This is a genomic window from Amycolatopsis saalfeldensis (assembly GCF_900110575.1).
Lineage (GTDB): Bacteria > Actinomycetota > Actinomycetes > Mycobacteriales > Pseudonocardiaceae > Amycolatopsis > Amycolatopsis saalfeldensis.
Genome location: NZ_FOEF01000003.1, coordinates 231,020 through 257,567 on the forward strand (window position 1 = coordinate 231,020; position 26,548 = coordinate 257,567).

Here is a 26,548-nt window from a genome sequence, read left to right on the forward strand (position 1 = left end):
GTCGGGTGGATCCACAGGACGAGTTGCTGGGCGAGGCGGCGAAGCTGGGGGCGGTGGCCGCGGATCACGCCGTGGAGACCGAGCAACGGCGGGCGCTGGCCCCCGCCGTGGTCGAGGCGGCCCGGGCCTCGGGCCTGTTCCGCGCCGGGCTGCCCGCGGCGCTCGGGGGAGCCGAGCCGTCCGCGGCGGCGGTGCTGCGGGCCGCGGAGAAGGTGGCCGAGGCCGACGCGTCGGCCGGCTGGTGCGTCTCCATCGCGGCCACCAGCAGCCTGCTCGGCGCGTACCTGCCCGCCGACGGCGGCCACGAGGTCTTCGGCGACCCGGCTTCGGTCGCCGCCGGCGTCTGGGCCCCGCGCGGGAAGGCGGTCCCGGCCGACGGCGGGGTCACGGTCTCCGGGCGCTGGTCGTTCTGCAGCGGGGTGCCGCACGCGGACTGGGCCTTCCTCGGCTGCGTCCGGCCCGAGGGCCAGGACGGCCGGCTGGTCGTCGCCGCGATCCCGGCCGCCGAGCTGACCGTGCACGACACCTGGCACACCTCGGGCCTGCGCGGCACCGGCAGCCACGACGTCAGCGCGGACGGGGTCTTCGTGCCCGCGCACCGCCTGCTGTCCGTTGTGGACGGACCACCCGCGAACGCCGGCACGCTGCATCGGTTCCCGCTCTTCGGCTTCTTCGCCGCGTCGATCGCCGCGGCCGCGCTCGGCAACGCGCGCGGCGCGGTCGCGGACCTCGTCGAGCTGGCCGGGGTGAAGAACCCGAGCGGTTCGCGTCGCACGCTCGCCGAGCGCTCGGCCACGCAGGGCGCCGTCGCCGAGGCCGAGGCTTCGCTGCGCGCGGCCCGCGAGTTCTACTACCGCGCCATCGACGACGCCTGGCAGGCCGTCGCTTCGGGGTCCATTGTGGTCGCCGAGGAGCTGCGGCTCGCGTTACGGCTGGCTTGCACGCATGCCGTCCGGACGTCGGCGGAGGTCGCGCGGACGATGTACGACCTCGGCGGCGGGTCGGCGATCTACGAGACTTCGCCGCTGCAGCGCCGGTTCCGCGACGCGCACACGGCCACCGCGCACTTCCAGGTCAACCCCGCCACCTACGAGCTGGCCGGCCGGGTCCTGCTCGGCCTCCCGGCGGAGACGGCGCAGCTGTGAGCGGAATCGGCGTGGTGACGCCGTTCTGGCTCGACCGGCCGGATGCCGAGGCGGTCGAGATCGCCGTGGCGGCCGACCGCAACGGCTTCGGCGAGCTGTGGATCGGCGAGATGGCGACGTTCGACGCGTTCGCGCTGGCGACGGCCGTCGGGCTGCGCACGGAACGGCTCGGCGTGCGGGTCGGCCCGTTGCCGATCGGTGTCCGCACGCCGGTTTCGCTGGCGCTCGGCGTCTCGTCGGTGGCCGGGCTGACGCGTCCGCCGGTGGGGCTCGCGCTCGGCGGCTCGAGCCCGGCGATCGTCGGCCGCTGGCACGACCGGCCGTGGGAGCACGCCGCGGGCCGGATGCGCGAGACGGTCGGGGCGCTGCGTGCTGTCCTGAATGGACAACGGCTTTCCCTTGCCGGGGAACATATCCGCAGTGACGGTTTCCGCCTGCGGCAGCCGGTGCCGGAGCTGCCGATCACGGTGGCGGCGTTCGGCCCGGCGATGACGCGGGTGGCCGCGGAGGTGGCGGACGAGGTCGTGCTCAACCTGGTGCCGCCCGCGCGGGTCGCGGCGGCGCGGAAGGCGGTGGACGCGCACGCCGCTGCCGCCGGGCGGACGCCGCCGCGGCTGGCGGTGTGGATCCCGGTGGCGCTCGACCCCGGCGCGGCCACGCGACGGCAGCTGGCCGCGCAGCTCAGCGTCTACCTGAGCCCGCCGGGCTACGGCGAAATGTTCGCGTCACTGGGTTACGGCTCGCTCGTGGCTTCGGCGCGGTCCGGTGCGTCGCGCGCCGAGCTGGCGGCCGCCGTCCCGCCGGAGCTGGCCGCGGCCGTCGGCGCGATCGGTGACGTTTCGCAGGTTCGCGGGCGGATCGCCGAGTACCACGCGGCGGGCGCGGACCACGTCGGCCTGGTCCCGGCCACGGCGGAAGACCCGGCCGGCCGGGCACTGCTGCGCGAGCTGGCGCCGTGATGGCCGCGGAACACGAGCTGCGCCACCGGTTCACCGCGGAATCCGTCGGCCGGTCGCTGGAGGCGCTGGGGGAGCGCTGGACCCTGCTGATCCTGCGCGAGGCGTTCTTCGGCGTGCGGCGGTACGCGCAGTTCGCGCGGAACCTCGGCATCCCGCGCCCGACCCTGTCCGCGCGCCTGAAAAGCCTGGTGGAGCTGGAAGTCCTGGACCGCGTGGTCTACGCGACGGACCCGGACCGCTTCGAATACCGCCTCACCACGGCCGGCAAGGCGATCTTCCCGGCCCTGGTCGTCCTCATGCACTGGGGCGACGACCACCTCCCGCCCCCGGACGGCCCGCCGCTGATCCTGCGTCACCACCCTTGCGGTGAACCGGTTTCGCCGTACCTCGCCTGCCGCCACTGCGCCGAGGAGGTCACCACGGCGAACGTGACCCCGGAGCCGGGCCCGGGCTACCGCGGCGGGTAACCCGGGGCCGGTGCGGGCTCAGGCGTGGGCGTAGATCAGGGACCACTCCCAGCCACAGCTCTGGCAGGTGCCGGCCTGAACCTGGCCGCCGTGGCCGCCGACCGGGACCCAGCCGTCCGAGACACGGAGGTCGTAGCGCCCGGCGGGTACCGCGCTGAAGGCGACGTGCCCGTCGGCGTCGGTCTGCCCGGTCGCGACCACCTGGCCGTCGGTGTGGTCGACGAGGCTCACCGCGGTGCTGGTGATCGCTTCACCCGCGTCCTGGGTGGAGTTGTGGTTGTCGTCGTGGTAGATCCGGCCGCTGGTCCCGGCCGCGGTGCCCGGCACCTTGGCCCAGAGCTCGATCGCCGGGTAGCCCTCCGGGCCGGCCATCGCGGGGCCGAAGTCGCACGCCACGCCGAAGCCGCCGTACTGGCTCGCGGCCGGTGGGACCGTGCCGGTTTCGGTGAAGGTCCGCGTCTCACCGGGCGCGAACGTCAGCGAAGCCGGGTACACGAGGTCGGACCAGGACTTCCAGCCGACGAGGCTGTCGGGGTCGTCGCCGACCCGGTCGCACCAGCCCGAGACGTCGGTCAGCGTTTCGGCGCTGGTGTTGGTCAGCGTCACGGTCAGCTGCGCGCTGTCACCCGCCGCGTAGGTGGTGCGGTCCAGTGAAGCCGTCGCCTGCAACTTGTCCGAAAACGGCCGCACGGCGCGGAGTAGCACCCCGGACGAGGGCTGGTCACCGCCGACGTCGAAGGCCGGCCCCTGCCCGCCTTCGGCGATCCAGCCACCGGGCAGCGCATCGGCGCTGACGGCGTAGCGCTGCGCGGGCCCGGTGAAGGTGAACGTGCCGTCGGCACCGGTGGTGACCGGGAACCTCGACTGGGGGCTGTAGACCTGCACCGTCGCGCCGGCCAGGCCCTCACCGGGGTCGAAGGCGTGGTTGCCGTTGCGGTCGCCGTACACGACGCCGTCGGCGGATCCGGTGGTCGTGGTCGGATCGATGAACGGCACGGTCACCTCGGCCGGAAGCTGGTCGGAGGGCGCCAGCCAGGTGCTGACCCGCACCTGCGGCGGCCCGGTCCACCAGTCCACCTCGGCGGTGAGCGTGACGGCGGCGGTCGCGCCGGGGTCGAGGGTCACGCCCGGCCCGCTCGGGTCCAGCCCGGCCCAGTCCTTGACGTTCAGCCAGGACCCGCCGATCTGGTCGAGCGAGACGTGGAGCCCGGTGAGCGGGTACTCCGCCAGGCTGTGCAGGGAAACGGTGAGCGGGAACGGTTTCCCGACCAGGTGCGCGCCGCTGTCGGTGGACGCGCTCACTTCCAGCTGTGGTGGGGGCGGGTCGGCCGAAGCGGCCGGCGTGAGGAGGGCACCGAGGGTCAGCGCGGCGGTCAGCCCGGACAGGAGCCGGGTGAGCCCGCGCAGGGGTCTGTGGGACAAGGGTGTTTCCCCCTGGGAAAAGGCCGTCCGTGGGCGTCCCCCGACGCACGCTTGCCGGGCCGGCTCGAGAGCTGCGATCAACGGAGAAAGTACGCCACAGCCGCATTTTCGCGCCAGTGGGTAATCCGGTCGGAGCAGTGCTCAGCCGGCTTCGCGGGCGACGATCGTGTCCCAGTGTGACTGGGCTTCGGTTCGCCATTCGGCGTAACGGCGGTGGAACAGGTCGGCCGCCTGGGCGCCGCTCCAGCGTTCGGGCAGCAGGTCGGGCGGCAGGCCGGGGTCGAGGAACGGGAAGCGGCGCCATTCGTGGACCAGGTGGGTCTGGGCGAGCAGCACGGCTTCGCCCGAGCGGGGCGCCAGGCCGGTGAACTCGTCGATGAACCGCTCGTAGTGGCGGTCCAGTTCGCTGAGGTCCCAGGCGCGCGCCGCCATCTGGTGCTCGTCGCCGATGTCCGCGTAGCCGGCGACGAACGACATCGCCTGGCCGCTGTCGGTGAGGTCCCCGACCAGCCGCGCGGCCTCGGCCTGCGCGGAGGTGTCCGGGCTGATCCACACGCCCGGCGCGGGCGAGCCGAAACCGGCCCAGCTCAGCCGCGTGCGCATGCGGTGGCGCAGATCCCGCTGCGTCTCCGGCACCGAGACCAGCAGCACGAGCCACCGGCGGTCCCATTCCCCGCGGCCGCGGCCGAAGCTGTAGATCCGCTCGGCGCCTTCGGTCAGCAGCCGCCGTCCCGGCGGGGTCAGCGACCAGCGCACGCGCCGTCCGGCCCGCTCCGACTGCAGCCAGCCCTCGCCCGAAGCCCGGGCCAGCGCCTGCCGCGCCGACTTCTCCTCGACCTTGAACAGGGCGAGCACGTCGACCAGCGTGGAGGTCCAGACCGCGTCGGGCCGGGGCAGCACGTACTCGCCGAGCACCGTCATCAGCAGCGACCGGGCGCTGGTGTGCGCCAGCTCGCGCCGGCGGGTCACGGTGGGCCGGGTAGCCGCCACGAGCGGATCACCGCCTTCCGAGGAGACGGGGACGGGCGTCCGGTCAGGTTACCGCTCCGGCCCGGCCGGGGTGCCGGCCGCCGCGCCTCAGAAGACCGCCACCTCCAGCCCGGCCAGCCGCTCGGGCTCGGTGACGATCTCGATGCCGGTGATCCGGTCGCCGTCGACGGTGAACGCCATCGTCGAGGTCAGCCGGCCCAGCGGGGCGACGATGATGCCGGGCTTGCCGTCGACGAGGGCCGGGCGCGCGAAGCGGGCGCGTTCGGAGAACCGCCGCGCGCCGTTCGCCACCTGCTCGGCGCCGCGGACGACAGTGGCGTCGTCGCCGTCCACGCGCAGCACGACGTCGGGGTCGAGCACGGCGACGAGTGCGGTGAAGTCCCCTTCGCGCGCGGCGGCGAGGAAAGCGTCGACGACCCGGCGCCGTCGGGCGAGGCCGGCTTCCGAAGCGGTGGTGCCGCCCCGGACCCGGCGCCGCGCGCGGCTCGCGAGCTGACGCGCGGCGGCCGGGGCGCGGTCCACGATCGGCGCGATCTCCTCGAACGGCAGCGCGAAGATGTCGTGCAGCACGAACGCCAGCCGCTCGGCCGGGGACAGGGTGTCGAGCACGACGAGCAGCGCGAGCCCGACCGAATCGGCCAGCACGGCCTCGTCCCCGGGATCGGTGCCGCCAGCCTGGTCCGGCAGCTCGTCCCCGGCCGGCTCCTCGCGCCGCGACGCCCGCGAGCGCAGCACGTCGAGGCACACCCGGCTGACCACCGTGGTCAGCCAGCCGCCGAGGTTCCCGACGTCCTCGGTGCCGGCGCGGCTGAACCGCAGCCAGGCCTCCTGCACGGCGTCGTCCGCCTCGGCCAGCGAGCCCAGCATCCGGTAGGCCACCGCCCTGAGGTGGGCGCGGTGGGTCTCGAACTGCTGCGCCGCCAGGTCCCGCTCGTCCACTGTGCTCCTCCGCTCCGGGTGCTCTCCCCACTCTGACGCGCGCAGGACCGCGATTGTGACTCAGATGCGCGCCCGTGCGACGGTGAGCGCGTTACTCCCTGGTCATCGAGAGGCGTTCCCTTGCCGGATCCCGAGTCCGTTGTCCTACGGTTGCGCGCCGCCGGGTGTGTGTTCGCCGAAGAAGAGGCGCGGCTGCTCGTCGAGGCTGCCGCCACCCCCGGCGAGCTGGACGCCATGGTCAGGCGCCGGGTCGGCGGCCTGCCGCTGGAGCACGTGCTCGGCTGGGCGGAGTTCGCCGGCCGGCGGTTCGTGGTGGAGCCGGGGGTGTTCGTGCCGCGGCACCGCACCGAGCTGCTCGCGCGGCTGGCCACCGGGTTCGCGCACGCCGGCGCCGTGGTCGTCGACCTGTGCTGCGGGTCCGGGGCGCTCGGCGCCGTGGTCGCCGCGGCCGTGCCGGTCGAGCTGCACGCCACCGACCTCGAGCCCGCGGCGGTCCGGTGCGCTCGTCGCAACGTCGTCGGCCGCGTCTACCAGGGCGACCTCTACGCGCCGTTGCCGAGCGAGCTGCGCGGACGCGTCGACGTGCTGATCTCCAACGTCCCGTACGTGCCCACCGGCGAGATCGCCCTGCTCCCGCCCGAGGCGCGCGAGCACGAGCCGCTGGTCGCCCTCGACGGCGGGGCCGACGGGCTCGACGTCCTGCGCCGCGTGGTCACCGAGGCCCCGGGCTGGCTCGCGCCCGGCGGCCACGTGCTGTTCGAGACGAGCGAGGGCCAGGCGGCCCGCGCGATGGCCGACGTCGAACGCGCCGGCCTGCGCGCGCGCGTCGAGGAATCGGCGGAGCTGGGGGCCACCGTGGTCGTCGGGCAGCGATCGGCCGTAGAACCGTTGCTGCACAAGGAGTAATCCCTCGGACGGTGGTTGGCCGGGCGGGCCCGCGGGTATGTCGCCGGGGTCGCGAGAGAAGGGACCTCGATGAAGGTTTACGCCGACCGCCCGGCCCGCCGCGCCGCCCAGCTCCTCGCCGATCTCTTCGCCCTCGGCCTCACCACCGCCGCGGTGTGGCTCGCCGTGCAGGTGCACACCGAGGTGATGCGGATGCGCGCGCCCGGCGACGGCCTCGTCGACGCGGGCTCGGGCCTGCGCGGCACGTTCGACTCGGCCGCGGGAAAGGCCGGCGGCATCCCGCTGATCGGCGACGCGCTGGCCGGGGCGCTGCACACCGGCTCCGCCGCCGGCACCAAGCTCGCCGACGCCGGGCACTGGCAGATCGACGCCGTCACCGACCTCGCGTGGTGGATGGCGGCGTTCGTGGTGGCCTTGCCCGTGGTGTTCCTGCTGGTCTCGTGGCTGCCGCTGCGCTGGCGGTTCACCCGTGGCGCCACCGCGGCCGCCCGCCTGCGCCGTCAGGGCGAAGACGGTCTCGACCTGCTCGCCCTGCGCGCCCTCGTCACGCGCCCGCTGCCGCGAGTGGCGAAAGCGGGCGAGCTGACCGCCGGCTGGCGCGAGCACGACCCCGCCGTGATCCACCGCCTCGCGGGCTGGGAGCTCCGGCGGCACGGGCTGCGCTGACCGGCATTCGTGGCGTTGTCGATCACGACACGGATTCGTCCGGTCCTCGCACTGCACTCACGGCGCCGCGCCGTTTAGGGTCGGGTCATGTTGGTCGGCCTGCTCACCCGGGAGTACCCACCGGACGTCTACGGGGGAGCGGGGGTGCACGTCGAGTTCCTCGCCCGGGAGCTGCGGTCGCTGGTCGATCTCGACGTCCACTGCTGGGGCCCGGACCGTCCCGACGGCGCGTACGGGCACCGGGACCCGCACGAGTACAGCCAGCCCGCGTTCGCGACGATCGACATCGCCGTGTCCATGGCCGAAGCGCTGCGGGGCCACGACCTCGCGCACAGCCACACCTGGTACGCCAACCTCGGCGGCCACCTCGCGAAGCTCACCCACGGCATCCCGCACGTGATCACCGCGCACTCGCTGGAGCCGTTGCGGCCGTGGAAGGCCGAGCAGCTCGGTGGCGGCTACCGCGTGTCGTCCTGGATCGAGCGCGACGCCTACGAGGCCGCGGACGCGATCATCGCCGTCAGCGGCGGCATGCGCGAGGACGTGCTCCGGGCATACCCGGCGGTGGACCCGGGGCGGGTCCACGTGGTGCACAACGGCATCGACACCACGCTCTACCAGCCCGACCCGGACCGGGACGTGCTGCTCAAGCACGGCATCGACCCGGACCGGCCGTACGCGTTGTTCGTCGGCCGGATCACCCGGCAGAAGGGCGTGCCGCACCTGGTGCGCGCCGGGTTCGACCTCGCCGAGGACGTGCAGCTGGTGCTGTGCGCCGGCGGCGCCGACACCCCCGAGCTGGACGCCGAGTTCCGCGGCCTGGTCGCGGACCTGCAGCGCGAACGCACCGGCGTGCACTGGATCCCGGAGATGCTGCCGCGCGCGGAGGTCGTCCAGCTGCTCACGCACGCGACGGTGTTCGTCTGCCCCTCGGTGTACGAGCCGCTCGGCATCGTGAACCTCGAGGCCATGGCCTGCGGCACGGCCGTGGTGGCCAGCGACGTCGGCGGCATCCCCGAGGTCGTCGAAGACGGGGTCACCGGCCTGCTCGTGCACTACGACGAGGCGGACCCCGCGGCGTTCGAGGCGGACCTCGCCCGGCGCGTCAACGCACTCGTCGCCGATCCCGCCCGCGCCACCGGGATGGGCCTGGCCGGGCGGGCGAGGGCCGTGGGAGAGTTCGGCTGGGCCGCGATCGCCGCTCGGACGGTCGCGATCTACGAGGCGTGCGGGAGGGTTTCGTGATCGACGGATCCGACGTGCTGGGCATCGTCCTGGCGGGCGGCGAGGGCAAGCGGCTGATGCCGCTGACCGCCGACCGCGCCAAGCCCGCGGTGCCCTTCGGCGGGGTGCACCGGCTGATCGACTTCGTGCTCTCCAGCCTGGTGCACGGCGGCATCCGGCGGATCTGCGTGCTCACCCAGTACAAATCGCACTCGCTCGACCGGCACATCAGCACGACCTGGCGGCTCTCGTCGCTGACCGGGGAGTACGTGACTCCGGTGCCCGCGCAGCAGCGCCTGGGCCCGCGCTGGTTCCAGGGCAGCGCCGACGCCATCCACCAGAGCCTGAACCTGGTCTACGACGAGCAGCCCGCCTACATCGCGGTGTTCGGCGCCGACAACATCTACCGGATGGACCCGCGGCAGATGATGGACGCGCACATCGCCTCGGGCGCGGGCGTCACCGTGGCCGGCATCCGGGTGCCGCGGGCCGAGGCGAGCGCGTTCGGCGTGATCCACACCGAGGACGGCACGAGGATCGACGCGTTCCTGGAGAAGCCGGAAGACCCGCCGGGCCTGCCGGGCTCGCCCGACGAGTCGTACGTGTCGATGGGCAACTACGTGTTCACCACGCAGGTGATGATCGACGCGCTGAAGGAGGACTCGAAGAACGTCGGCTCGAAGCACGACATGGGCCGCGACATCATCCCGGCGCTCGTCGCGAAGGGCGAGGCGGCCGTCTACGACTTCAACGGCAACGAGGTCCCCGGCGAGACCGAGCGCGACCACGGCTACTGGCGCGACGTCGGGACCATCGACAGCTACTACGACGCGCACACGGACCTGATCTCGACGTACCCGATCTTCAACCTGTACAACCGGAAATGGCCGATCCTGGCGCATCCGGGCCAGCGGGCCGCGGCGAAGTTCGTCGAGGGCGGCACGGCCAACCAGTCGATCGTCAGCAACGGCTGCATCATCTCCGGCGCCCAGGTGGTCGACTCGGTGCTCTCCCCGGACGTGCTGGTGGAGAACGGCGCCGTGGTGCAGGGCTCGGTGCTGCTCGACGGCGTCCGCGTGGGCCGCGGCGCCGTGGTCCGCCGCGCGATCCTGGACAAGAACACCGTCGTCCCGCCCGGTGCCCACATCGGCGTCGACCTGACCCGCGACCGCGAGCACTACCACGTGAGCCCCGGCGGGATCGTCGTGCTGGGCAAGGGAGAACGCGCGCTGTAACCGCTCTCCGGCCGCCGCGGCGGGGCCGTGCCTGACCGGGCACGGCCCCCACTCCGCTACTTGCGGTGCTTCTTCCCGCTGTCGTCCTGGATGTCGAACTGCTCCTTGCGCACCTCGCCGGTGACGGTCTGGTCCTCGGTGACCGTCTCGGTGCTCATGCGGACCCGCTCGACCGGCACGGTTTCCTTGTGCACCACCGCTTTTTCGGCGTGCAGGGTGAGGTCCTGATCCTCTTCGCCGAGCTTCGTCCCGGGCCGGGCGCGGCCGTCGGTGATCGGCTCGCGCTCGATGCGGACCTCCTCGTGGCTGACCGGGACCGTGACCTGCTGCTCCTCGGTGACCACGTACTTGCGGAGGTGGACGTGCCCGGTCTCGACCTGCTCGGTGCCGACGTTCAGCCGCTCTTCCGAACGGATCATCGCGTTGTCGCGGGTGTCCTTGCCGCTGTTCGCGGCCTGGTCCGGCCGGTCGGCGCGGCCGCCGCTCGCGTCGGGGGCGGTGCGCGGCATCGGCAGGCCGTAGTGCCGGTAGAGCTCGGCGCTCTCGCCGGACGAGAGGTGACCGTCGGTGTCGATCTGCGGTGCCTCGGAAACCTGGTCCTTGGCGACGTTCACGTGGACGCCGTCGTTGTCGAGGTTCGCGCCGGAAAGCGGCACGAAGCTCTCCTTGCTGCCGAACAGCCCGGTCTTGACCGTGATCCACTCGGGCTCGCGCGTCGTGTCGGCGAGATAAACGTTCCCCACCTTGCCGATCTTGTGGCCCTCGGGATCGACTACGGCGCTGTCCATCAGCTGCTGGGGGTGCATGGTGCCGGCCATGTCTCTCGCGTCCTTTCTCGATCGGTGGTGCTTGGTCTTCGAGCACCACCGTCGGACGGTTGGCTGATCATGGCAACTTTCCGGTGTGCCGGAGGGTGACCCCGGAAAGTGGAGGTTTGGCGGTGCCCTTCGGGGTAACGCGCGCGCTCCACCGGACCACGCCCGGTACCGGGCCGGGACCGAGGCTCACCTCATTGGGTAGGGCGCGGGTGGCGGAACCCGCCGTCCCGCGCCGAGAACGCCCTGATGGAAGGTTTGCGCAGGTCAGAACGGGTGGCGTAACACCGGCGTAATCCGGATGTCCGTAGGGTCCGGTGTTGTGGACAGCACGGGATGGGTTTCCTCGGCGCCGCGGGCCGAGCGGGCCCGGCAGGTGGCCGACGTGATCCGGCACCAGATCACCTCGGGCGCGTTCGACGGGGTGCTGCCGGACGAGCTCGCGCTCGGGCGGCGGCTCGGGGCTTCGCGCAACGCGGTCCGGGAGGCGCTGGGGCTGCTGCGCGCCGAGGGGCTCGTCGAGCGGCGGCGGGGAGTCGGGACGCTTGTCGTGCGGCCGAAGTACGGGCACGGGCTCGACCGGCTCGCCGGGCTGGCGGAGGCGCTCGAGGGGTACGGCGAGGTGGTCAACGAGGTCCGCTCGGCGGGGGTGGCCGCGGCGCCGCCCGCGATCGCGGCGCGGCTGGGCCTGGCCCCCGGCACGGAGGTCGTGCACCTGGAACGGCTGCGCCGGCTCGCCGGGGTGCCGCTCTCGCTGGACACGACCTACCTCACGGCCGACATCGGCCTGCCGCTGCTGGACGCCGACCTCGCCGGCCGCGACCTGTTCGCGCTGATCGAAGAGACCTGCGGCCGCCGCCTGGGCCGGGCCGACGTGGTCGTGCACGCCGTGACGGCCGGCCCGGACACCGCCACGCTCCTGGAAATCCCGGCCGGCACCGCGGTCTTCGCCCTGGAACGCCTGACCCACCTCGACGACGGCCGCCCGGTGGACGCCGAATCGATCCACGTGTGCGCGGACCGGCTGACCCTGCGTGCGACGCTGCATCGGGGTCCGGCGTGACGGCGCGTGTCCTTTTGGGACGTTTCGGGTTGGTCGTCGGCGGGTCGATCCACGTGTGCGCGAACCGGCTCACTCTGCGTGCGGCGTTGAATGGGGGTCCGGCGTGACGACGTATGTCCTCTTAGGACTATTCGGGCTGGTGGGCGGGATCGGGATCACGGCGTTCGGCCCCGGTGGGGTGCTGCCGACGATCGGGTTGTTCCTGTTGACGCCGCTGGCGCCGGCGCAGGTGGCGGGGACGGCGATCGTCACTCATGTGGCGACCGGGGCGCTGGGCACGGCCGCGTATGTCCACTCCGGACAGTTGCGGGAGGTCCACACGCGACGGATCGCGGGGGTGCTCGCCGCCACCGCGGTGGTCGGGGCGCCGGTCGGGGTGTGGCTCAACTCGTTGGTCTCGGCGCGGCTGTTCGGGCTTCTGCTGGCGGTGTTCGCCGTGGTCGTCGCGGGGCTGGTCTGGCTGCGGGACCGGCGGGGCACCCCGGTCCGGCCGGACCTGCCGGCCGGACTGGTCGTGGGGCTGGGGCTGGTGGTCGCGACCGCGGCCGGGCTCGTCGGGGTGGGCGGGCCGATGCTGACCGTGCCGCTGCTGGTGGCGTGTGGCGTGCCGATGCTGGAGGGGCTCGCCGCGGCGCAGGCGCAGTCGGTGGTCATCGCCGGCGCCGGCACGATCGGGTACCTCGTGCACGGCGCCGTCGACGGGCCGCTCGCCCTGGTGATCGGGCTACCGGAGCTGGCCGGGGTGCTGCTCGGCTGGAAACTCGCGCGGCGGATGCCGGTGCGGCGGCTCAAGATCGTGCTGATCGCCGCCCTGCTGGCCGTCGCGCCTTACCTTGCCTTCCACGGCGGCTGATCACCGGACCCGGTCGAAGGGCAGCTGCAGCACCGGCCCCGGCCGGACGTCGGCCCCGTGCGTGCGGACCAGGTCCACTTCGGACGGTGTGAGGGCCCGGCGGTAGAGCCGGGTGTCGTCCAGCGCGCCGTTCAGGTGGTAGGCGCCGTCGAGCCGCGCGCCCAGCCAGAGCTGGAACGAGACGGTCTGGCTGACCGAGCCGGGGGAGTCCGGCCCGTCGGCGACCACCGTCCCGTCGACCCGGATCGTCAGCCGGCCCGCCGTGCGCTCCAGGGCCACGTGGTGCCAGGCCTGGTCGTCGTAGGCCTGCGCGGTGGTCACGGATTTCGTGCCCGCCGCCGTGGCCATGGTGGCGATGAGCCGGTGCGAAGCGGGCTCGCCGCGCAGCCACAGCTGCGGCGCCGTGGTGCCCATGCCGCCCAGCCAGAACAGCACTTGCGGGTCCTTCACCGCGCCGTAGCGGAACCACGTGGTGAACGTGAAGTCGCCCGCGCCCGGCAGCTGCGAGGGCGAGTACGGCACGCGGACGAAGTCGTCGACCCCGTCCAGGTTCAGCGCCCCGCCGAACCGGCCGGCGGTCACCGTGGCGCCGCCGAGGACCCGCGCGTCGGCGTGCGTGCTCGAGACGTCGGGGGTGCTCGGCCCGGCCGGGTGATGCCCGAGGTAAGCCTCGTCGAAGCGCGCGAAACGGATCTCGTCACGGGCGTCGACAGCGCCACCTTCATACATCAGCCCGATTTTCGCGTCCGGGTCGCGCTGATCGCTGAGCTGCACCAGGTCGGAGTAGCCCGACCAGTCCGTGGTCACCCGCGTGCCCTGCTCGGCGTCCTCCCAGGTGCGGCCGTTGTCGTAGGACGAGCGGACCATCATCCACCGGCGCCGGTCGGTGTCCGAAGGCGACGCGAACAGGATCCGGTCCCCACCCGGGCGTTGCAGGCGCAGCAGCGAGCCCTGCACCATCGGCGTGACGAGGTCGGGGATGGTGGTGAACCGCCGGCTGAACGTCTCGCCGCCGTCCCGGCTCAGCGCGTAGTCACGATTGCCGACGTCGGTGCCGCCCTGCTCCCGGCCGCCGGCGTAAATCGTGCCGTCGGGCAGTTCCACCACGCTGACTTCGGACGGCTTCTGCGTGTACGTCCCGCCCACCGGGTGCGGATAACTGTCGACGGCGCCGACGTGCCAGCTCGCCCCGTGGTCGTCGCTGTAGATCAGGGCGGCGTAGTTCTTGATCGAGTTGGTGCCGTCGCTGCGCTCGGCGTTGACGCCGAAGACGAGCCGCCCCGCGTGACGGCCCTTCGTCAGCTGGATGCCGTGCACCGGGCCTGAGGCATACCACGAATCCCACGCCGGCAGCTTCGCCTGCGCGCTGATGTCGACGGGCGCGGACCAGGTGAGGCCGTCGTCGTCGCTGTACTGCGAGTGCGGGGTCCGCGGGCACGGGACGTCGCAGGCCTTGTCGTCGTCGCGGCCCTTGTTGTACGTGGTGATCAGCACGATCCGGCCGGTGCGGCTGTCCACAATGGGCACCGGGTTGCCGTGGGTGTCGCCGCCGCCGGGGTTGACCACCTGCAGCGGGGACCAGGTCTTGCCACCGTCGGCCGAACGCTTGAGCACCAGGTTGATGTCGCCGGTGTCACCGCAGTTGTCGACGCGCCCCTCGGCGAACGCGAGCAGGGTGCCGTGCGTGCTGCGGACGATCGCCGGGATGCAGAAGCAGGCGTACCCGGTTTCCTGGTGGGGGTTGAACAGGACCTGCTGGTCGAATTGAGGGACTGGAGCACTGGCTGTCGCCGCGCCGGGCACGAGCAGCCCGGACAGCAGTACGACGAAGGCCAGCCCCCAGCGGCTTATCGCTCTCATCAGACGGTTTTCCCTTCACCTCGGGTCAGGACGGCCACCCCGCGCGGCGCCAGCGGCACCGATTCGACCAGACGGCCGGGCTCGGTGAGCAGGTCACGGGCGGGCTCGGGCAGCGGCACCGTGACCGCCTCCTCGCCATGGTTGAGCAGGAACAGGTAAGCGCTTCCCCCGGCCGCTTCCCGGACGACCGCCTGCACGCCCGCGGGCAGGCCGGGCAGTACCGGCGCGACCCCGGCCTCGGCGGTGATCCGGTCGAACAGCGCCCGCATGGCCGCCGGGTCCGGCCGTGTCGCGAGGTACCAGGCGATCCCGTCGCCGAACTCGTGCCGGGTCACCGCGGGGCGGCCCGCCAAAGGGCCCTCGCCGAACGTCGCGATCACCGAGGCGCCCTCGGGTTCCACCCACTCGGACCAGATCGTGCCGGTCGCCGCTTTCCCCGCCGTGTCAATATCGATCGAGCCGTCTTCGGGCAACGGCCAGAACTCGTCCACGCGCAGCCCCAGGACTTCGCGCAGCGGGGCCGGGTAACCGCCGAGATACGCGCGGTCGCTCTCGTCCACGATGCCGGAGAAGAAGGACACCACGAGCTGCCCGCCACCGGCCACATAGGACCGCAGGTTCTCCGCGACCCCGGCGTCCATCAGGTACAGGTTCGGCACCACCACGAGCCGGTAGCCGGAAAGCTCCCGCGTCGGCCGCACGACGTCGCAGGTGACACCGGCATCGAACAGCGGAACGTAGTGCGCGAGGTGCGTTTCGAGCTGGCGCAGGTCGTCGGACGGGTGGGAGTCCAGTTCCAGCGCCCACCAGCTGGGCCAGTCGTGCAGGATCGCGACGTCGGCGTGCACGCGGCTGCCCGCCAGTTCGGGCAGTGCGGCCAGTTCGCGGCCCAGGTCCGCCACCTCGCGGAACGTGCGGGTCTCGCGGCCGCCGTGCGGCACCATCGCCGAGTGGAACTTCTCGGCGCCGCCGGAGGTCTGGCGCCACTGGAAGAACAGGACGGCGTCCGCGCCCTGCGCCACGGCCTGCCAGCTGCCGAGGCGCATCGCACCCGGTGGCTTGGGACCGTTGCGGGGGCGCCAGTTCACCGCGCTCGGCGCCTGCTCCAGCAGCATCCACGGCTGCCCGTCCTTAGTGGACCGGACCAGGTCGTACGCGAACGCCGCCTCCACCTGGCTGCGCGGCTCGTGCGGGTCGGGATAGGAGTCGAGGCTGACGATGTCCTCGTGCGGCGTCCAGGTGTGCCAGTCGAGCGCCTTCTGCACCAGGCCGACGAAGTTCGTGGTCACGGGCACGTCCGGCGTCACGCGGCCGAGCACCTCGCGCTCGGTCAGGTAGCAGCCGAGGGAGGCGTCGGAGGAGAACCGGTGGTAGTCCAGCTGCTGCGCGGGGTTCGGGAACGTCGGGGCGACGCGCGGCGGCTCGATCTCCGACCAGTCCTCGTAGCGCTGCGACCAGAAGGTGGTGCTCCACGCCGCGTTCAGCGAGTCCATTGTGGAGTAACGGCACTGGAGCCAGTGCCGGAAGTGCTCGGCGGAGGCCTCGCAGTAGCAGGCGCGGATGTGGCAGCCGAACTCGTTGCCGATGTGCCACATGGCCAGTGCCGGATGCCCGGCGTACCGCGTGGCGAGCCGGTCGACGAGCCGGGCCGCGTGCTCGCGGAACACCTGGCTGGACGGGCAGAACTGCTGCCGCGCGCCCGCCGAAAGCCGGGTTCCGTCCGCCCGGACCGGCAGGATCTCCGGGTACTGGTGGGAAAGCCACGGCGGCGGTGAGCCGGTCATGGTCGCGAGGCAGACCGCGACTCCGTGGTCCGCGAGCTTGTCCATGACACTGTCGAACCAGCCGAAATCGAACTCGCCGGGCCGCGGCTCCACCTGCGCCCAGGAGTAGATCCCCATGGTCACCAGGGAGACGCCGGCCTCGGCCATCAGCTCGACGTCCTCGTCCCACACCTCGGGGGACCAGTGCTCGGGGTTGTAGTCGCCCCCGTAGTGGATCCGGTCGAAGGAGACCATCTAGAGCAGCCCCGTTTCCGCGAGCTTCTCCTTGATGCGCAACAGTTCGTCGTCGTTCAGCGGCAGCTGTGGCGGTGCCGTGACAGCGTTGTCGATGAACCCGCGCATCTTCATCGCCGCCTTGAACGCGCCGAGCGCCGCCGAGCCGCGCCCCATCCGGCTCGGCGGCGCCACGTCGACGATGCCGAACAGCGTGAGCAGGCGCTCCTGCTCACGGCGCGCGGCGAGCGGGTTGCCGGAGCGGCAGTGGTCGTAGATCAGCACGAAGCCGACCGGGTCGACGTTGCCGAGCCCGGGCACGGCGCCGTCCGCACCCAGGGCCAGCGCCGCGTCCACGAGCAGCTCCGAGCCGGTGAACACGGAGAACTGGTCCAGCCCGCGCTCGCGACGGCCCTTGAGCACGAAGCGGAAGCCGGCCTCGTCGCCGCTGGAGTCCTTGAGCCCGGCCAGCACCCCGGCCTCGGCCAGGTCGAGCACCAGGTTCCGGTCGAGCTTGGTGTGCACGGCGACCGGGATGTCGTAGGCGAAGATCGGCAGCGCGGTCCGCTCGTGCAGCAGCCGGAAATGCCGGTCGACCTCGGCCACGTGCGTGCGCGTGTAGTACGGCGCGGTGATCACGACCGCGTCGGCGCCGGCCGCCTCGGCGGTCTTCACGTGCTCGGCGACGCGCTGGGTCGTCATGTCGATACAGCCCGCGAGTACCGGCACCCGGCCGGCGACCTGGTCCACGGCCGTCTCGATGACCACGCGGCGCTGGGCGTCGGGGATGAACGCGACCTCGCCGGAGGAGCCGAGCACGAAGACGCCGTGCACGCCCGCGTCGAGCTGGAATTCGATGTGCCGGCGCAGCGATTCGGTGTCGACGGTGAAGTCGTCGGCGAAGGGCGTGCACAGGGGCGGGATGATGCCGGCGAACTTCTTCGCGGTCATGAGGCGTTCACTCCGGTGAGGGTCTCTGGGTGGATGCAGCGGTAGGCGTGCCCGCCGGCTTCGGACAGCGGTGGCAGCGTTGCCGCGCACTCGTCCGTGGCCTTCGGGCACCGGGTGTGGAACGGGCAGCCGGGCGGCGGCGCCGTCGCGGACGGGACGGGTCCACTGAGGACGATCGGCTCGACCGGGTGCAGCAGGCTCGGCGTGGCCGAGAACAGCGCCCGGGTGTACGGATGCCTTGCGCCGCCGGGAAGATCGGCGGCCGGCGCGGTCTCGACGACGCGGCCGAGGTACATCGTCACGATCCGGTCGCTCATCCGCCGCACGGTCTGGATGTCGTGCGAGACGAAGACCATCGCGAGCCCGAGCCGGTCACGCAGGTCGATCAGCAGGTTCAGGATCTGCGCGCGGACCGAGACGTCCAGCGCGGACGTCGGCTCGTCCGCCACCAGCAGCTCCGGGCCCAGCGCGAGGGCCCGGGCGATGGCGACGCGCTGGCGCTGCCCGCCGGACAGCTGCGAAGGCACGGCGTCGGCCACGCTGGACGGCAGCCCGACCAGGCCCATCAGCTCGCGCACGCGCTCCTCGCGTCCGGCGGGGGAGCCGACGTGGTGCACGTCGAGCGGGTCGCGCAGGATCTTCGCGACCGGAAGCCGCCGGTTCAGCGCGGTGGACGGGTCCTGGAAGATCATCCCGACCCGGCGCCCGACGTCGGCCGCCCGTAGCTCCGCGAGCGGCTTTCCCTGGTAGCGAACGGTTCCCGAGGTCGGGTGTTGCAGCCCGACCAGCACCTTGGCCAGCGTGGACTTGCCGCAGCCGGACTCGCCGACCACGCCCACGGTCTCGCCCGCCGAGATGGTCAGGTTCGCGTCCGTGAGCGCGTACACGCTGTCGCGCCCGAACAGGCCGGCTCCGCGGATTCGGTGCACCACATGCACACCGTCGACTTCGACGAGACTCATACCTGCGCTCCTTCCGCGATCGCGGGTGCCGTGCGCTCGGCCGGGTAATGGCAGGCGACGACGTGGTCGGCACTGTCCCCGGCCCGCTCCGGCGCCACCTCGAAGCAGTGCCCGCGCGCCGCCGGGCAGCGGGCGGCGAACCGGCAGCCGGGCGGGAAGTCCGCCGGTGCCGGGACCACGCCCTTGATCTGGGTGAGCGTGGCCTCGTGCTCCTCCAGCGACAGCACCGCGCCGAGCAGGCCGCGGGTGTAGTGGTGGCGCGGCGAGCCGATCACCTGCGCGGTGGCCCCGGTCTCGGCCACCTGCCCCCCGTACATCACCACCACGCGGTCCGCGATATCCGAGACCAGCGCGAGGTCGTGCGACACCAGGATCAGCGCGAAGCCCAGCTCCTCCTGCAACCGCAGCAGCAGCGCGATGATCTGCGCCTGCACGGTCACGTCGAGCGCGGTGGTCGGCTCGTCGGCCACGATCAGCTGCGGGCTGCGGGACAGCGCCATCGCGATCAGCACCCGCTGGCGCTGGCCGCCGGACAGCTCGTGCGGGTACGCGCGCAGCGTCCGGCCGGGGTCGAGGTTCACCAGTTCCAGCAGCTCTTCCGGGGTGCGCGTGCCGCCGCGGCGGGTGAACTGCTTGAGCTGCGCGCGGATCGTCATCGCCGGGTTCAGCGAGCTGAGCGCGTCCTGATAGACCATCGAGATGTCGTGGCCGAGGTGACGGCGGCGGGTGCCGGGCTTCATGGTGAGCAGGTCTTCGCCGTCGAACAGGATCTCTCCGGAAAGCCTCGCGGCGGTGGGCTGGAGCCCCATGACGGAAAGCGCGGTGAGCGACTTGCCGCAGCCGGACTCGCCGATCAGCCCCAGCACCTCGCCGGCCCGGACGGTGAACGACACATCGTCCACCACGTTCACGCCGTCATGCCGCCCGGGGAAGCCGATGGCGAGGTGCTTCACCTCCAGCACCGCCGGTCGCCCGGTCAGGTCACGCGCCTTGGCCGCCAGCCGTTCCCCGGCCTCCAGCAGGCCCGCGATCGGCAGCACCGGGGCAGGGTTTTCGGTGCCCGCGATGGCTTTCTCGATCTCCTGCGCCACCGCGCCCGGTTTGGCGCCGCGGCCCGAGGGCGCCGCCCACGCGTCGGAGATGCCCTCGGACAGGACGTTCAGCGCCAGCACCGTGATCAGGATCAGCAGGCCGGGGAACAGCGTCGCCCACCAGCCGCCGGTCAGCACCAGGTCCTTGCCGTCGGCCAGCACCGAGCCCCACGACGGGTCCGGCGGCCGGATGCCCGCGCCGATGAACGAGAGCGACGCCTCGAACACGATCGCGTCGGCCACCGTCACCGTGCAGTACACCAGGATCGGTGCGGCGGTGTTGACCGCGATGTGCCGGGTGAGGATGAAGAGCCGCTTCGCGCCGATCACGCGCTCGGCGGCCACGTAGTCCTCGCCGTACTGCGCGAGCACGTTCGCCCGCACCACCCGGGCCACCGACGGCATGTTCAGGAAGCCGATCGCGAGGATCAGCACCAGGATGCCGTGGCCGAACACGGCGACCAGCACCGCGGCCAGCGCGATGCCGGGGAACGCCATGATCACGTCCAGCACGCGCATCACCACGGCGTCGGTCCGGCGCCCGGAGGTCGCCGCGAAGGAGCCGATCACCACTCCCGTGAGGAGCGCGAGCAGGGTGGCGCCGAGGCCGATCGCGAGCGACCAGCGGGTGCCGGCCACCAGGCGGGAGAAGACGTCCCGGCCGGACTGGTCGGTGCCGAACCAGTGCGCGGCGCTCGGGCCGCCGGTGTCGGTGCTGAGCGCGTCCGGGTTGTGCGTGGCCAGCACCGTGCCGAGGATCGCGACGAGCACCAGCAGCGCGAGCACGCCGAGCGCGACCCATGACGTCGTCGGGAGCCTGCGGAACCGGATGCCCGGGCGGGCCAGGCGCGCGGTCAGGTTCGGGCGGATCACCGGGCGCATCACGAGTGGCTCCTCAGCCGCGGGTTGGCGATCAGGTAGAGCACGTCGACGATCAGGTTCACCAGCACGAAGCCCACGGCGATCGTGATCACGAAGCCCTGCACCTTGGCGGTGTCGCCGTCCTGCACGGCCTGGATCATGTTCTGCCCCATGCCGGGCAGCGCGAACATCGTCTCGATCACCACGGCCCCGCCGAGCAGGTAGCCGACCCGCAAGCCCAGCACGGTCAACGGGTTCACGAGCGCGTTTCGCAGCACGTTGCGGCCCACCACGACCACCGGCGGCAGGCCGCCGCCGCGCGCGGTGCGCACGTAGTCCTTGTCCAGCTCCTCCACCATCGACGTGCGGATCACGCGCGTCAGCTGCGCGGCCACCGGCAGCGACAGCGAAATCGCGGGCAGGGCCAGCGAGTTGAGCCAGCCGGAGAACGAGTCGGCCGGGCTGACGTAACCACTGGTGGGGAACAGGCCCTGGCCCACCGCGAGCCACTGCACGAGCAGCAGCGCGATCCAGAACGCGGGCGCCGCGACCCCCGCGAGCGTGACCACCCGGATCAGGTGATCCGGCCAGCGGTCGCGGAACAGCGCCGAGGTCACGCCGAGCACGATCGACAGCACCAGCGCGATCAGCAGGCCGAGCAGGGTCAGCTGCACGGTGAGCGGGAGCGCGGTGGCGATGGTCTGCCCGACCGGCTCCTTGGTGATCACGCTGGTGCCGAAGTCGCCTTGCAGCAGGTGCCAGACGAAGTGCACGTACTGCAGCGGCAGCGGGTCCAGCAGGCCGTTGTCGGCCCGGAACTGCTGCAGCTGCGCGGCGGTGGCGTTCGCCCCGTTGAACGCGGCCAGCGCCGGGTCGACGGGGGAGAAGCGCATCACGATGAACACGAACAGGATCACGCCGAGCAGCAGCGGGATCAGGGCGAGGATGCGGCCGGCCAGCATCCGCACGACAACGGTCACAGGGGGTCTCCTCGCTCAGACCGGCTTGGCCTGGTTCAGGTAGAGGCCGGGGTAACCCTGCGCGCGCACCCCGGTGATGGCCTTCGGGTCCCAGGCCGTGCCCAGCTGGGTGAAGACGATCGGGTAGATCACCGCCTGCTCGGAGATCCGGTCGAGCAGCTGCTTGTACAGCCCGTTGCGCTTGGCCTCGTCGGTCTGCTGCGCGGCCTGGTCCTGCAGCGCCAGCAGGGCCTGGGCGTCGGCGTTCGTCCAGCGCGCGTACTTCGTCATCATCAGCGACTGCGCGTCGTAGTAGTAGCGGATGAGCAGGTCCGGGTCGTTGCCGAACTGCATCGGGTTGTTCGTGGTGGACACGACCTGGAAGTCGCCGCCGTTGTCCAGCTTGGAGAACAGCGCCTTGGTGTCCTGGGAGTCCAAAGTGGTCTGCACGCCGACGGCGTCCCAGCCCTCCTTGATCACCTTCACGCAGTCGAGCACCAGCGAGGTGTTGGTGGTGGACAAGGAGATCTTCAGCCCGGTGACGCCGGCCTCGGCGAGCAGCTGCTTGGCCTTCGCCGGGTCGTAGGCGAAGTCCAGCGCGGCCGGCTGCGACTCCGGCAGCTTCGGGTTGATGAACGACGTGCCCGGGGTGCCGGTGCCGCGCAGGCCGATGTCGATCATCTTCTTCTTGTCGATCGCGTAGTGCAGCGCCTGGCGCACGCGCTGGTCGCCGAACGGGGCGTGCGCGGTGTTGAACATCAGGTACAGGTTGTTGCCGCCGTCGGCGAACTCGACCGTGCGCCCGGCCTGGCGCAGCTGATCGGCGTTGGCGGCCGGGATGTTCTCCACGACCTGCGCGTCCGGCTTCGCGCCGGAGATCGCGGCCACCCGCGGGGCGGAGTCCACGATGGACTTCCACAGCATCTTGTCGTAGGCGGCGGGCCGGCTGCCGTTGTAGGCCGCGAACTTCTCGAACGAGGTGTGGCTCAGCGGCGCCTGCTCGGTGATCTTGTACGGGCCGGAGCCCACCACCTTGCCGGCCGCGGCGTCGGCCCATTTGCCCTCGTAGACGTGCCGCGGCAGGATCTTGCACGACTGGATGCGCTTGAGCGCGTAGGGGAAGGGGAACTTCAGCACGAACTCGACGCTGCGGTCGTCGACCTTCTTCACCTCCTTCAGCCACTGGGAGAAGAAGCTGTGGATGAGCACGTTCTCCTTCTCGTCGAGGGCGCGCGCGTAGGTGAACACCACGTCGTCGGCGGTCACCGGCTGCCCGTCGTGCCACTGGGCGCCGTCGCGCAGCTCGAACTCGATGCTCGTGCCGCTCACGTCGGCGGGCAGCGCCTTGGCCAGGCCGGGGAAGGGGTCGCGGGTGATCGGGTCACCCTCCACCAGGGACTCGTAGACGTGCAGGAAGGCGGCCATGGAGAAGGCCGACGCGGTCTGCAGCGGGTCCCAGGACTGATTGTTGCCGTAGCCGACCACCGCGGTGACCAGCCCGGTGGAGCTGCCGGTCTTGTTGGTCGAGGCGGGACCGCCGCACGCGGCCAGCGTCGACGAGAACGCCGCCGCGGCGCCTGCCAGGCCGGCGTAGCGCAGCAGCGCGCGCCGGTTGAACGAAGGGCCGGTCCCCATGGCGGTTCGGGACATAGCGTCTCCTGACTCGATGTTGGTACGCCCACCAGTAAGCTTCAAGCTGCGATTTTGCAAGAGGGAGGACATGGGACGTCCTATGACTTGGCCGAACCCTAGAACCCGCGGGGGTACCGGTCAAGGGGACCGAAGCACTTTCGCAACCCGGGCGTCACCGCGGGGAAACAAGCCGGGCATGACGTAGGATGTCCTGGCGATGGCGACGGGCCAGCGACCGAAGGACAGCCGGGGAGAGATGTTTTGGCGCGCCCTCAACGCAGTGAAGAGATCACCAAGCGGATCATCGACCTGATCATCGAGCGGGACCTCCCGCCGGGCGCGCCGATGCCCACGGAGCTGAGCCTGATGGACGACATCGGGGTCAGCCGCAATTCGATCCGGGAGGCGATCAAGGCGCTGCAGGCGCTGGGCATCGTCGAGATCCGGCACGGCTACGGCACCTTCGTCGGCTCCGCGGGCTCCGAGGCGCTGCAGACCTGGCTGCTGTTCCGCACGCGCACCCGCGGCGCGAGCGACGCCGGTCGGCTGCGCGACCTGCTGGAGGTCCGCGAGATGATCGAGACGGAGCTGACCAGCCGCGTCGCGCTGGAGCACCGGCCGGAGCTGATCGGGGAGCTGCAGGCGCGCGTCGCCCGGATGCGCCGCAAGGGCCCCGACTCGGCGGTGGCCGACCGTGAGTTCCACGACCTCATCTGCGCCGAGGCGGGCTTCGACCTGGCCCGCGAGCTGACCGGCCTGTTCTGGGACGTCTACCGGGCCGCGGAGGCCGAGCTGGGCGGGCCCCCGACCTCGGCGGCGGGCACCGCGAAACGGCACCAGGCGATCGTCGACGCGCTGGCCGGCGGCGATGCCGAGGCCGCGGCGGAGGCCGTCCACCGGCACTTCGACGAGGTCCGCAAACGCGCCAAGGCCGGCCGTTACGGCGGCTTCGGCGAGGCCCGTCCGGTGCCCGCGGACCCGGCGGACGCGGAGTCCGTGTGAGCCTGGAGATCGAGCTGCTGCCGCCTTCGGCCGCGGCGGGCGAGGACCTCGCCGTCACCGCCCTGGTGAACCAGGTGTACGCGGTCGCCGAGAAGGGCCTGTGGGCCGGGCCGGCGGACCGGACGACGGTCGCCGAGGTGGCCGGGCTGGTGCGCGCCGGGGAGATCGCCGTCGCGCGGCTCGACGGCCGGACCGTCGGCTGCGTGCGGATCCACCGGCTGGCGGACGGGGCCGGGGAGTTCGGCCTGCTGGCCGCCGCCCCGGACGTGCGGGGCGCGGGCATCGGGCGGGCGCTGGTGCGGTTCGCCGAGCAGCGGTGCCGGGCCGATGGATGCGCCGAGATGCAGCTGGAGCTGCTGGTCCCGCGCGACTGGACCCACCCGTCGAAGGAGTTCCTCGCCGGTTGGTACGGCCGTCTCGGCTACCGCGTGGTGCGCACCTCGACGATCGACGAGGCGTACCCGCATCTGGCCCCGCTGCTGGCCACCCCGTGCGATTTCCTGGTGTACCGCAAGGATCTCGGGGCCGAGCTCAGCGAGTGACGGCCGCGACGAAGCGCTCGACCACCAGGGCCGCCTCGGCCGGGTCGAGGTCGCGCCGCGCCAGCTGGAGCAAGAGGCCTTCGACGAGGGAAGCAGTCCCCGCGCGTCGCGGTGCGCGTCGCCGGGGGAGCGGCGGGGTCGGCTCAGGCGGATGGCCGCGGCGATCGCGTCGGCGAGCTGCCCGGAACCGGCGGACAGGCGCGCCGACATCTCCGGATTCCGTGCCGCGCGGTTCACCACGGTCACCCAGGCCAGCACCTGGATCGGCCAGACGTGGCCGGAATCGCCGGCTGTCCCGGGGATCATGCCCTGGAGCACGCGGCGCACGGTCGACTGGGCGTGTCGCGGGCCGGTCAGCGCGGTGAGCTGGCCGACGCGCTGCTCGTCGAGCATTTCCAGCACTCCGCCGACCGCGTAGTCGAGCAGGTCGTCCGTCCCGGGGAAGTAGTGCTGGACCGACCCGAGCGACAACCCGGCCTCCGCCGCGACCCGGTGCAGGCCCACCGCGTCCCAGCCTTCGCGGTACGCCAGCCGCCACAGCGCGGCAGAGTTCAGGGGCTTTCGCGGCATTCCTTATGCCGCACCACTTGAGGGCCCTCGCCGGTTCCAGGCGCCGGCTCCGGCGCGGCGCTGGGACGGTGTGCGCGACGCGCGGGCGTTCGGCTCCCCGGTTCCGCAGCCGGGGCTCTGGCATCCCGGCGACGATCCGGAATGCCTCACCGTCAACGTCTGGACGCCTAATATCACCCAGTCCGGGCTGCCGGTCCTGGTGTGGTTCCACGGCGGCGTGTGCCTCGGCAGCACCGCCACCACCCCCGACTTCGACGGCGCGGCACTGGCCGCCGCGGGGATCGTGGTGGTCACTCTCAACTACCGGGTGGGCTACGAGGGTTTCGGCTGGGTCGAGGACGCCCCGGCCAACCGCGGGGTGCTCGATCAGCTCGCCGCGCTCGGCTGGGTGCACGAGAACATCGCCGCTTTCGGCGGGGACCCGGACGCGGTGACGCTGATCGGGCAGTCCGCCGGCGCCTCGTCGATCGCGGGCCTGATCGCGGCCGGCTGCGCGCCCGGGCTCTTCCGGCGCGGGATCGCGCAGAGCCCGGGACGGATCTTCGTCCCGGCCGACGAGGCCCGCGCCGTTTCGGCGATGATCACTTCGCGGCTCGGCGTCCGCCCGACCGTCGAAGCCTTGGCGGAGGTGCCTGCCGAAACCATCCACGCGGTGCAGCTGGCGCCGGTGGCCGTCATGGCGGGTGAGCCGGGACGGTGGACTCAGCCGAACGCTCCGTATTCGCTGATCGTCGACGGCGAGCTGTTCGACGCTCCGCCGTGGGACACCCGTCGGCGCGCCGCCGGCCTGAGCCGGGAAATCATCTGCGGGTACACCACGGACGAGGCCCGGATGTTCACCGTCGACGCCGATCTGTCGGCAGCGGATCCGGCCGGCACCGCCCACGCCTACGGCCTGTCCGAGCGCGCGGTCCGGGCCTACCGAGACGGAAACCCCGGCATCACCGGCGATGACCTGCACGCCCTGATCCTGTCCGATGCCCTCTTCCGGATGCCGTCCCTGTGGTGCGCCGAGGCCGGCGCAGCCGCGGGAAGAAACGCCTACCTGTACGAGTTCGCGTGGCCCAGCCCGGCGCGCGGCGGTGCGCTGGGTGCCTGCCACGGCCTCGACATCCCGTTCACCTTCACCACCCCGCGCAGCCCGCTCGCCGCCGGCCTGATCGGCCCGGAGGTGCCGCCGGACTTCGCCCCGCTCTCGACCGCGATGCGTGCCGCCTTCACCGCGTTCGCCAGTACCGGCGACCCGGGCTGGCCGCGATTCGACCGCGCGGACCGGATCCGCCGCATCTGGCGTAACCCGCCGGCGCTGGGCCGGGACTCGCTGTCGGCGTCGGCCCGGATCTGGCAGGGCGAGCGCGGTCGCCGGCCCGCGTAGAAGTTCTGGCGCGCGGCCACGGCCCAGGACCACGTGACGCTCGCGCTCTGCCGAACGTGGGG

At 72.4% G+C, this 26,548-nt stretch carries 23 protein-coding genes and 2 pseudogenes; 13 read left to right on the forward strand and 12 right to left on the reverse strand.

Going from position 1 to position 26,548, the window contains the following annotated elements; all coding sequences use genetic code 11:
* Positions 1-5: 5 nt before the first annotated feature.
* From BMY97_RS08720 to BMY97_RS08730, 3 genes are read left to right on the forward strand one after another with little or no spacing between them, the layout of a single operon-like run.
* Entirely contained in the window at positions 6-1,145 is a 1,140-nt protein-coding gene (locus BMY97_RS08720; RefSeq protein WP_177231242.1) for an acyl-CoA dehydrogenase family protein, read from the forward strand.
* Positions 1,142-2,104, forward strand: a complete 963-nt coding sequence (locus BMY97_RS08725; RefSeq protein WP_091615202.1) for an LLM class F420-dependent oxidoreductase — start codon at positions 1,142-1,144, stop codon at positions 2,102-2,104. Before BMY97_RS08720 ends, BMY97_RS08725 begins: the two co-directional genes overlap by 4 nt.
* Complete coding sequence (locus tag BMY97_RS08730; protein WP_091615204.1) at positions 2,104-2,571, forward strand: winged helix-turn-helix transcriptional regulator; 468 nt, start codon at positions 2,104-2,106, stop codon at positions 2,569-2,571. Before BMY97_RS08725 ends, BMY97_RS08730 begins: the two co-directional genes overlap by 1 nt.
* A gap of 18 nt (positions 2,572-2,589) precedes the next feature.
* Here BMY97_RS08730 and BMY97_RS08735 read toward each other — a convergent pair whose 3' ends face one another.
* The 3 genes from BMY97_RS08735 to BMY97_RS08745 all read right to left on the reverse strand — a co-directional run bounded on the left by BMY97_RS08735 (position 2,590) and on the right by BMY97_RS08745 (position 5,922).
* Complete coding sequence (locus tag BMY97_RS08735) at positions 2,590-3,993, reverse strand: SdrD B-like domain-containing protein (protein ID WP_245787227.1); 1,404 nt, start codon at positions 3,991-3,993, stop codon at positions 2,590-2,592.
* 141 nt (positions 3,994-4,134) lie between these two features.
* Positions 4,135-4,962, reverse strand: a complete 828-nt coding sequence (locus tag BMY97_RS08740; RefSeq protein WP_281246888.1) for a PaaX family transcriptional regulator — start codon at positions 4,960-4,962, stop codon at positions 4,135-4,137.
* 108 nt (positions 4,963-5,070) lie between these two features.
* Positions 5,071-5,922, reverse strand: a complete 852-nt coding sequence (locus BMY97_RS08745) for a sigma-70 family RNA polymerase sigma factor (protein WP_091615206.1) — start codon at positions 5,920-5,922, stop codon at positions 5,071-5,073.
* Between the two features lie 120 nt (positions 5,923-6,042).
* On the opposite strand from BMY97_RS08745, the gene BMY97_RS08750 reads away from it, so the two are divergent.
* From BMY97_RS08750 to glgC, 4 genes are all read left to right on the forward strand, one after another.
* A complete protein-coding gene (locus BMY97_RS08750) occupies positions 6,043-6,828 on the forward strand; it encodes a putative protein N(5)-glutamine methyltransferase (protein ID WP_091615208.1) in 786 nt (261 codons plus the stop codon).
* Positions 6,829-6,897: 69 nt separating this feature from the next.
* Positions 6,898-7,494 carry a hypothetical protein gene (locus BMY97_RS08755; RefSeq protein WP_091615210.1) on the forward strand — a complete coding sequence of 199 codons (597 nt, stop codon included), beginning with the start codon at positions 6,898-6,900 and terminating at the stop codon, positions 7,492-7,494.
* Positions 7,495-7,581: 87 nt separating this feature from the next.
* Positions 7,582-8,739 carry a glycogen synthase gene (gene glgA, locus BMY97_RS08760; protein ID WP_091615213.1) on the forward strand — a complete coding sequence of 386 codons (1,158 nt, stop codon included), beginning with the start codon at positions 7,582-7,584 and terminating at the stop codon, positions 8,737-8,739.
* On the forward strand, positions 8,736-9,953 hold the full coding sequence (gene glgC, locus BMY97_RS08765; RefSeq protein ID WP_177231243.1) for a glucose-1-phosphate adenylyltransferase: 1,218 nt from the start codon (positions 8,736-8,738) through the stop codon (positions 9,951-9,953). The genes glgA and glgC overlap by 4 nt, the downstream gene beginning before the upstream one ends.
* 56 nt (positions 9,954-10,009) lie before the next feature.
* Here the strand turns inward: glgC and BMY97_RS08770 are convergent, their stop codons facing one another.
* Positions 10,010-10,771 carry a DUF2382 domain-containing protein gene (locus BMY97_RS08770; protein WP_091615216.1) on the reverse strand — a complete coding sequence of 254 codons (762 nt, stop codon included), beginning with the start codon at positions 10,769-10,771 and terminating at the stop codon, positions 10,010-10,012.
* 319 nt (positions 10,772-11,090) lie between these two features.
* On the opposite strand from BMY97_RS08770, the gene BMY97_RS08775 reads away from it, so the two are divergent.
* Both BMY97_RS08775 and BMY97_RS08780 read left to right on the forward strand, forming a co-directional pair.
* Positions 11,091-11,831: a GntR family transcriptional regulator gene (locus tag BMY97_RS08775; RefSeq protein WP_245787228.1), complete on the forward strand. Its 741-nt coding sequence runs from the start codon at positions 11,091-11,093 to the stop codon at positions 11,829-11,831.
* Between the two features lie 103 nt (positions 11,832-11,934).
* Positions 11,935-12,684, forward strand: coding sequence for a sulfite exporter TauE/SafE family protein (locus tag BMY97_RS08780; RefSeq protein WP_091615221.1), 750 nt, complete (start codon positions 11,935-11,937; stop codon positions 12,682-12,684).
* Here the strand turns inward: BMY97_RS08780 and BMY97_RS08785 are convergent, their stop codons facing one another.
* The 7 genes from BMY97_RS08785 to BMY97_RS08815 are packed head-to-tail and all read right to left on the reverse strand — an operon-like array spanning position 12,685 to position 23,015.
* Positions 12,685-14,544, reverse strand: a complete 1,860-nt coding sequence (locus BMY97_RS08785; protein ID WP_091615224.1) for a sialidase family protein — start codon at positions 14,542-14,544, stop codon at positions 12,685-12,687.
* Positions 14,544-16,562: a beta-galactosidase gene (locus BMY97_RS08790; RefSeq protein ID WP_091615227.1), complete on the reverse strand. Its 2,019-nt coding sequence runs from the start codon at positions 16,560-16,562 to the stop codon at positions 14,544-14,546. The genes BMY97_RS08785 and BMY97_RS08790 overlap by 1 nt, the downstream gene beginning before the upstream one ends.
* Positions 16,563-17,492 (reverse strand): dihydrodipicolinate synthase family protein, encoded by a 930-nt coding sequence (locus tag BMY97_RS08795; protein WP_091615229.1) that lies wholly within the window; start codon positions 17,490-17,492, stop codon positions 16,563-16,565.
* A complete protein-coding gene (locus tag BMY97_RS08800; RefSeq protein WP_091615231.1) occupies positions 17,489-18,454 on the reverse strand; it encodes an oligopeptide/dipeptide ABC transporter ATP-binding protein in 966 nt (321 codons plus the stop codon). The genes BMY97_RS08795 and BMY97_RS08800 overlap by 4 nt, the downstream gene beginning before the upstream one ends.
* Positions 18,451-20,427, reverse strand: a complete 1,977-nt coding sequence (locus tag BMY97_RS08805; protein ID WP_091615233.1) for a dipeptide/oligopeptide/nickel ABC transporter permease/ATP-binding protein — start codon at positions 20,425-20,427, stop codon at positions 18,451-18,453. The genes BMY97_RS08800 and BMY97_RS08805 overlap by 4 nt, the downstream gene beginning before the upstream one ends.
* On the reverse strand, positions 20,427-21,386 hold the full coding sequence (locus tag BMY97_RS08810; RefSeq protein ID WP_091615236.1) for an ABC transporter permease: 960 nt from the start codon (positions 21,384-21,386) through the stop codon (positions 20,427-20,429). The genes BMY97_RS08805 and BMY97_RS08810 overlap by 1 nt, the downstream gene beginning before the upstream one ends.
* A 15-nt stretch (positions 21,387-21,401) precedes the next feature.
* The gene (locus tag BMY97_RS08815) at positions 21,402-23,015 is read right to left on the reverse strand and encodes an ABC transporter substrate-binding protein (RefSeq protein WP_091615238.1); all 1,614 of its coding nucleotides are present in this window, start codon (positions 23,013-23,015) and stop codon (positions 21,402-21,404) included.
* Between the two features lie 243 nt (positions 23,016-23,258).
* Here BMY97_RS08815 and BMY97_RS08820 point away from each other — a divergent pair, with 243 nt between their 5' ends.
* From BMY97_RS08820 to BMY97_RS08830, 3 genes are all read left to right on the forward strand, one after another.
* Positions 23,259-23,999 (forward strand): FadR/GntR family transcriptional regulator, encoded by a 741-nt coding sequence (locus BMY97_RS08820; RefSeq protein ID WP_091615241.1) that lies wholly within the window; start codon positions 23,259-23,261, stop codon positions 23,997-23,999.
* Positions 23,996-24,541 carry a GNAT family N-acetyltransferase gene (locus BMY97_RS08825; protein ID WP_245787229.1) on the forward strand — a complete coding sequence of 182 codons (546 nt, stop codon included), beginning with the start codon at positions 23,996-23,998 and terminating at the stop codon, positions 24,539-24,541. Before BMY97_RS08820 ends, BMY97_RS08825 begins: the two co-directional genes overlap by 4 nt.
* 151 nt (positions 24,542-24,692) lie before the next feature.
* Positions 24,693-24,959 carry a hypothetical protein gene (locus BMY97_RS08830; RefSeq protein WP_091615244.1) on the forward strand — a complete coding sequence of 89 codons (267 nt, stop codon included), beginning with the start codon at positions 24,693-24,695 and terminating at the stop codon, positions 24,957-24,959.
* Positions 24,960-25,015: 56 nt separating this feature from the next.
* Here the strand turns inward: BMY97_RS08830 and BMY97_RS49540 are convergent.
* A pseudogene (locus BMY97_RS49540) lies at positions 25,016-25,111 on the reverse strand (hypothetical protein); the annotation flags it as partial.
* On the opposite strand from BMY97_RS49540, the pseudogene BMY97_RS08840 reads away from it, so the two are divergent.
* Positions 25,092-26,486, forward strand: a pseudogene (locus tag BMY97_RS08840) (carboxylesterase/lipase family protein); the annotation flags it as partial. The pseudogenes BMY97_RS49540 and BMY97_RS08840 sit on opposite strands and share 20 nt — an antisense overlap.
* Between the last annotated feature and the right edge of the window lie 62 nt (positions 26,487-26,548).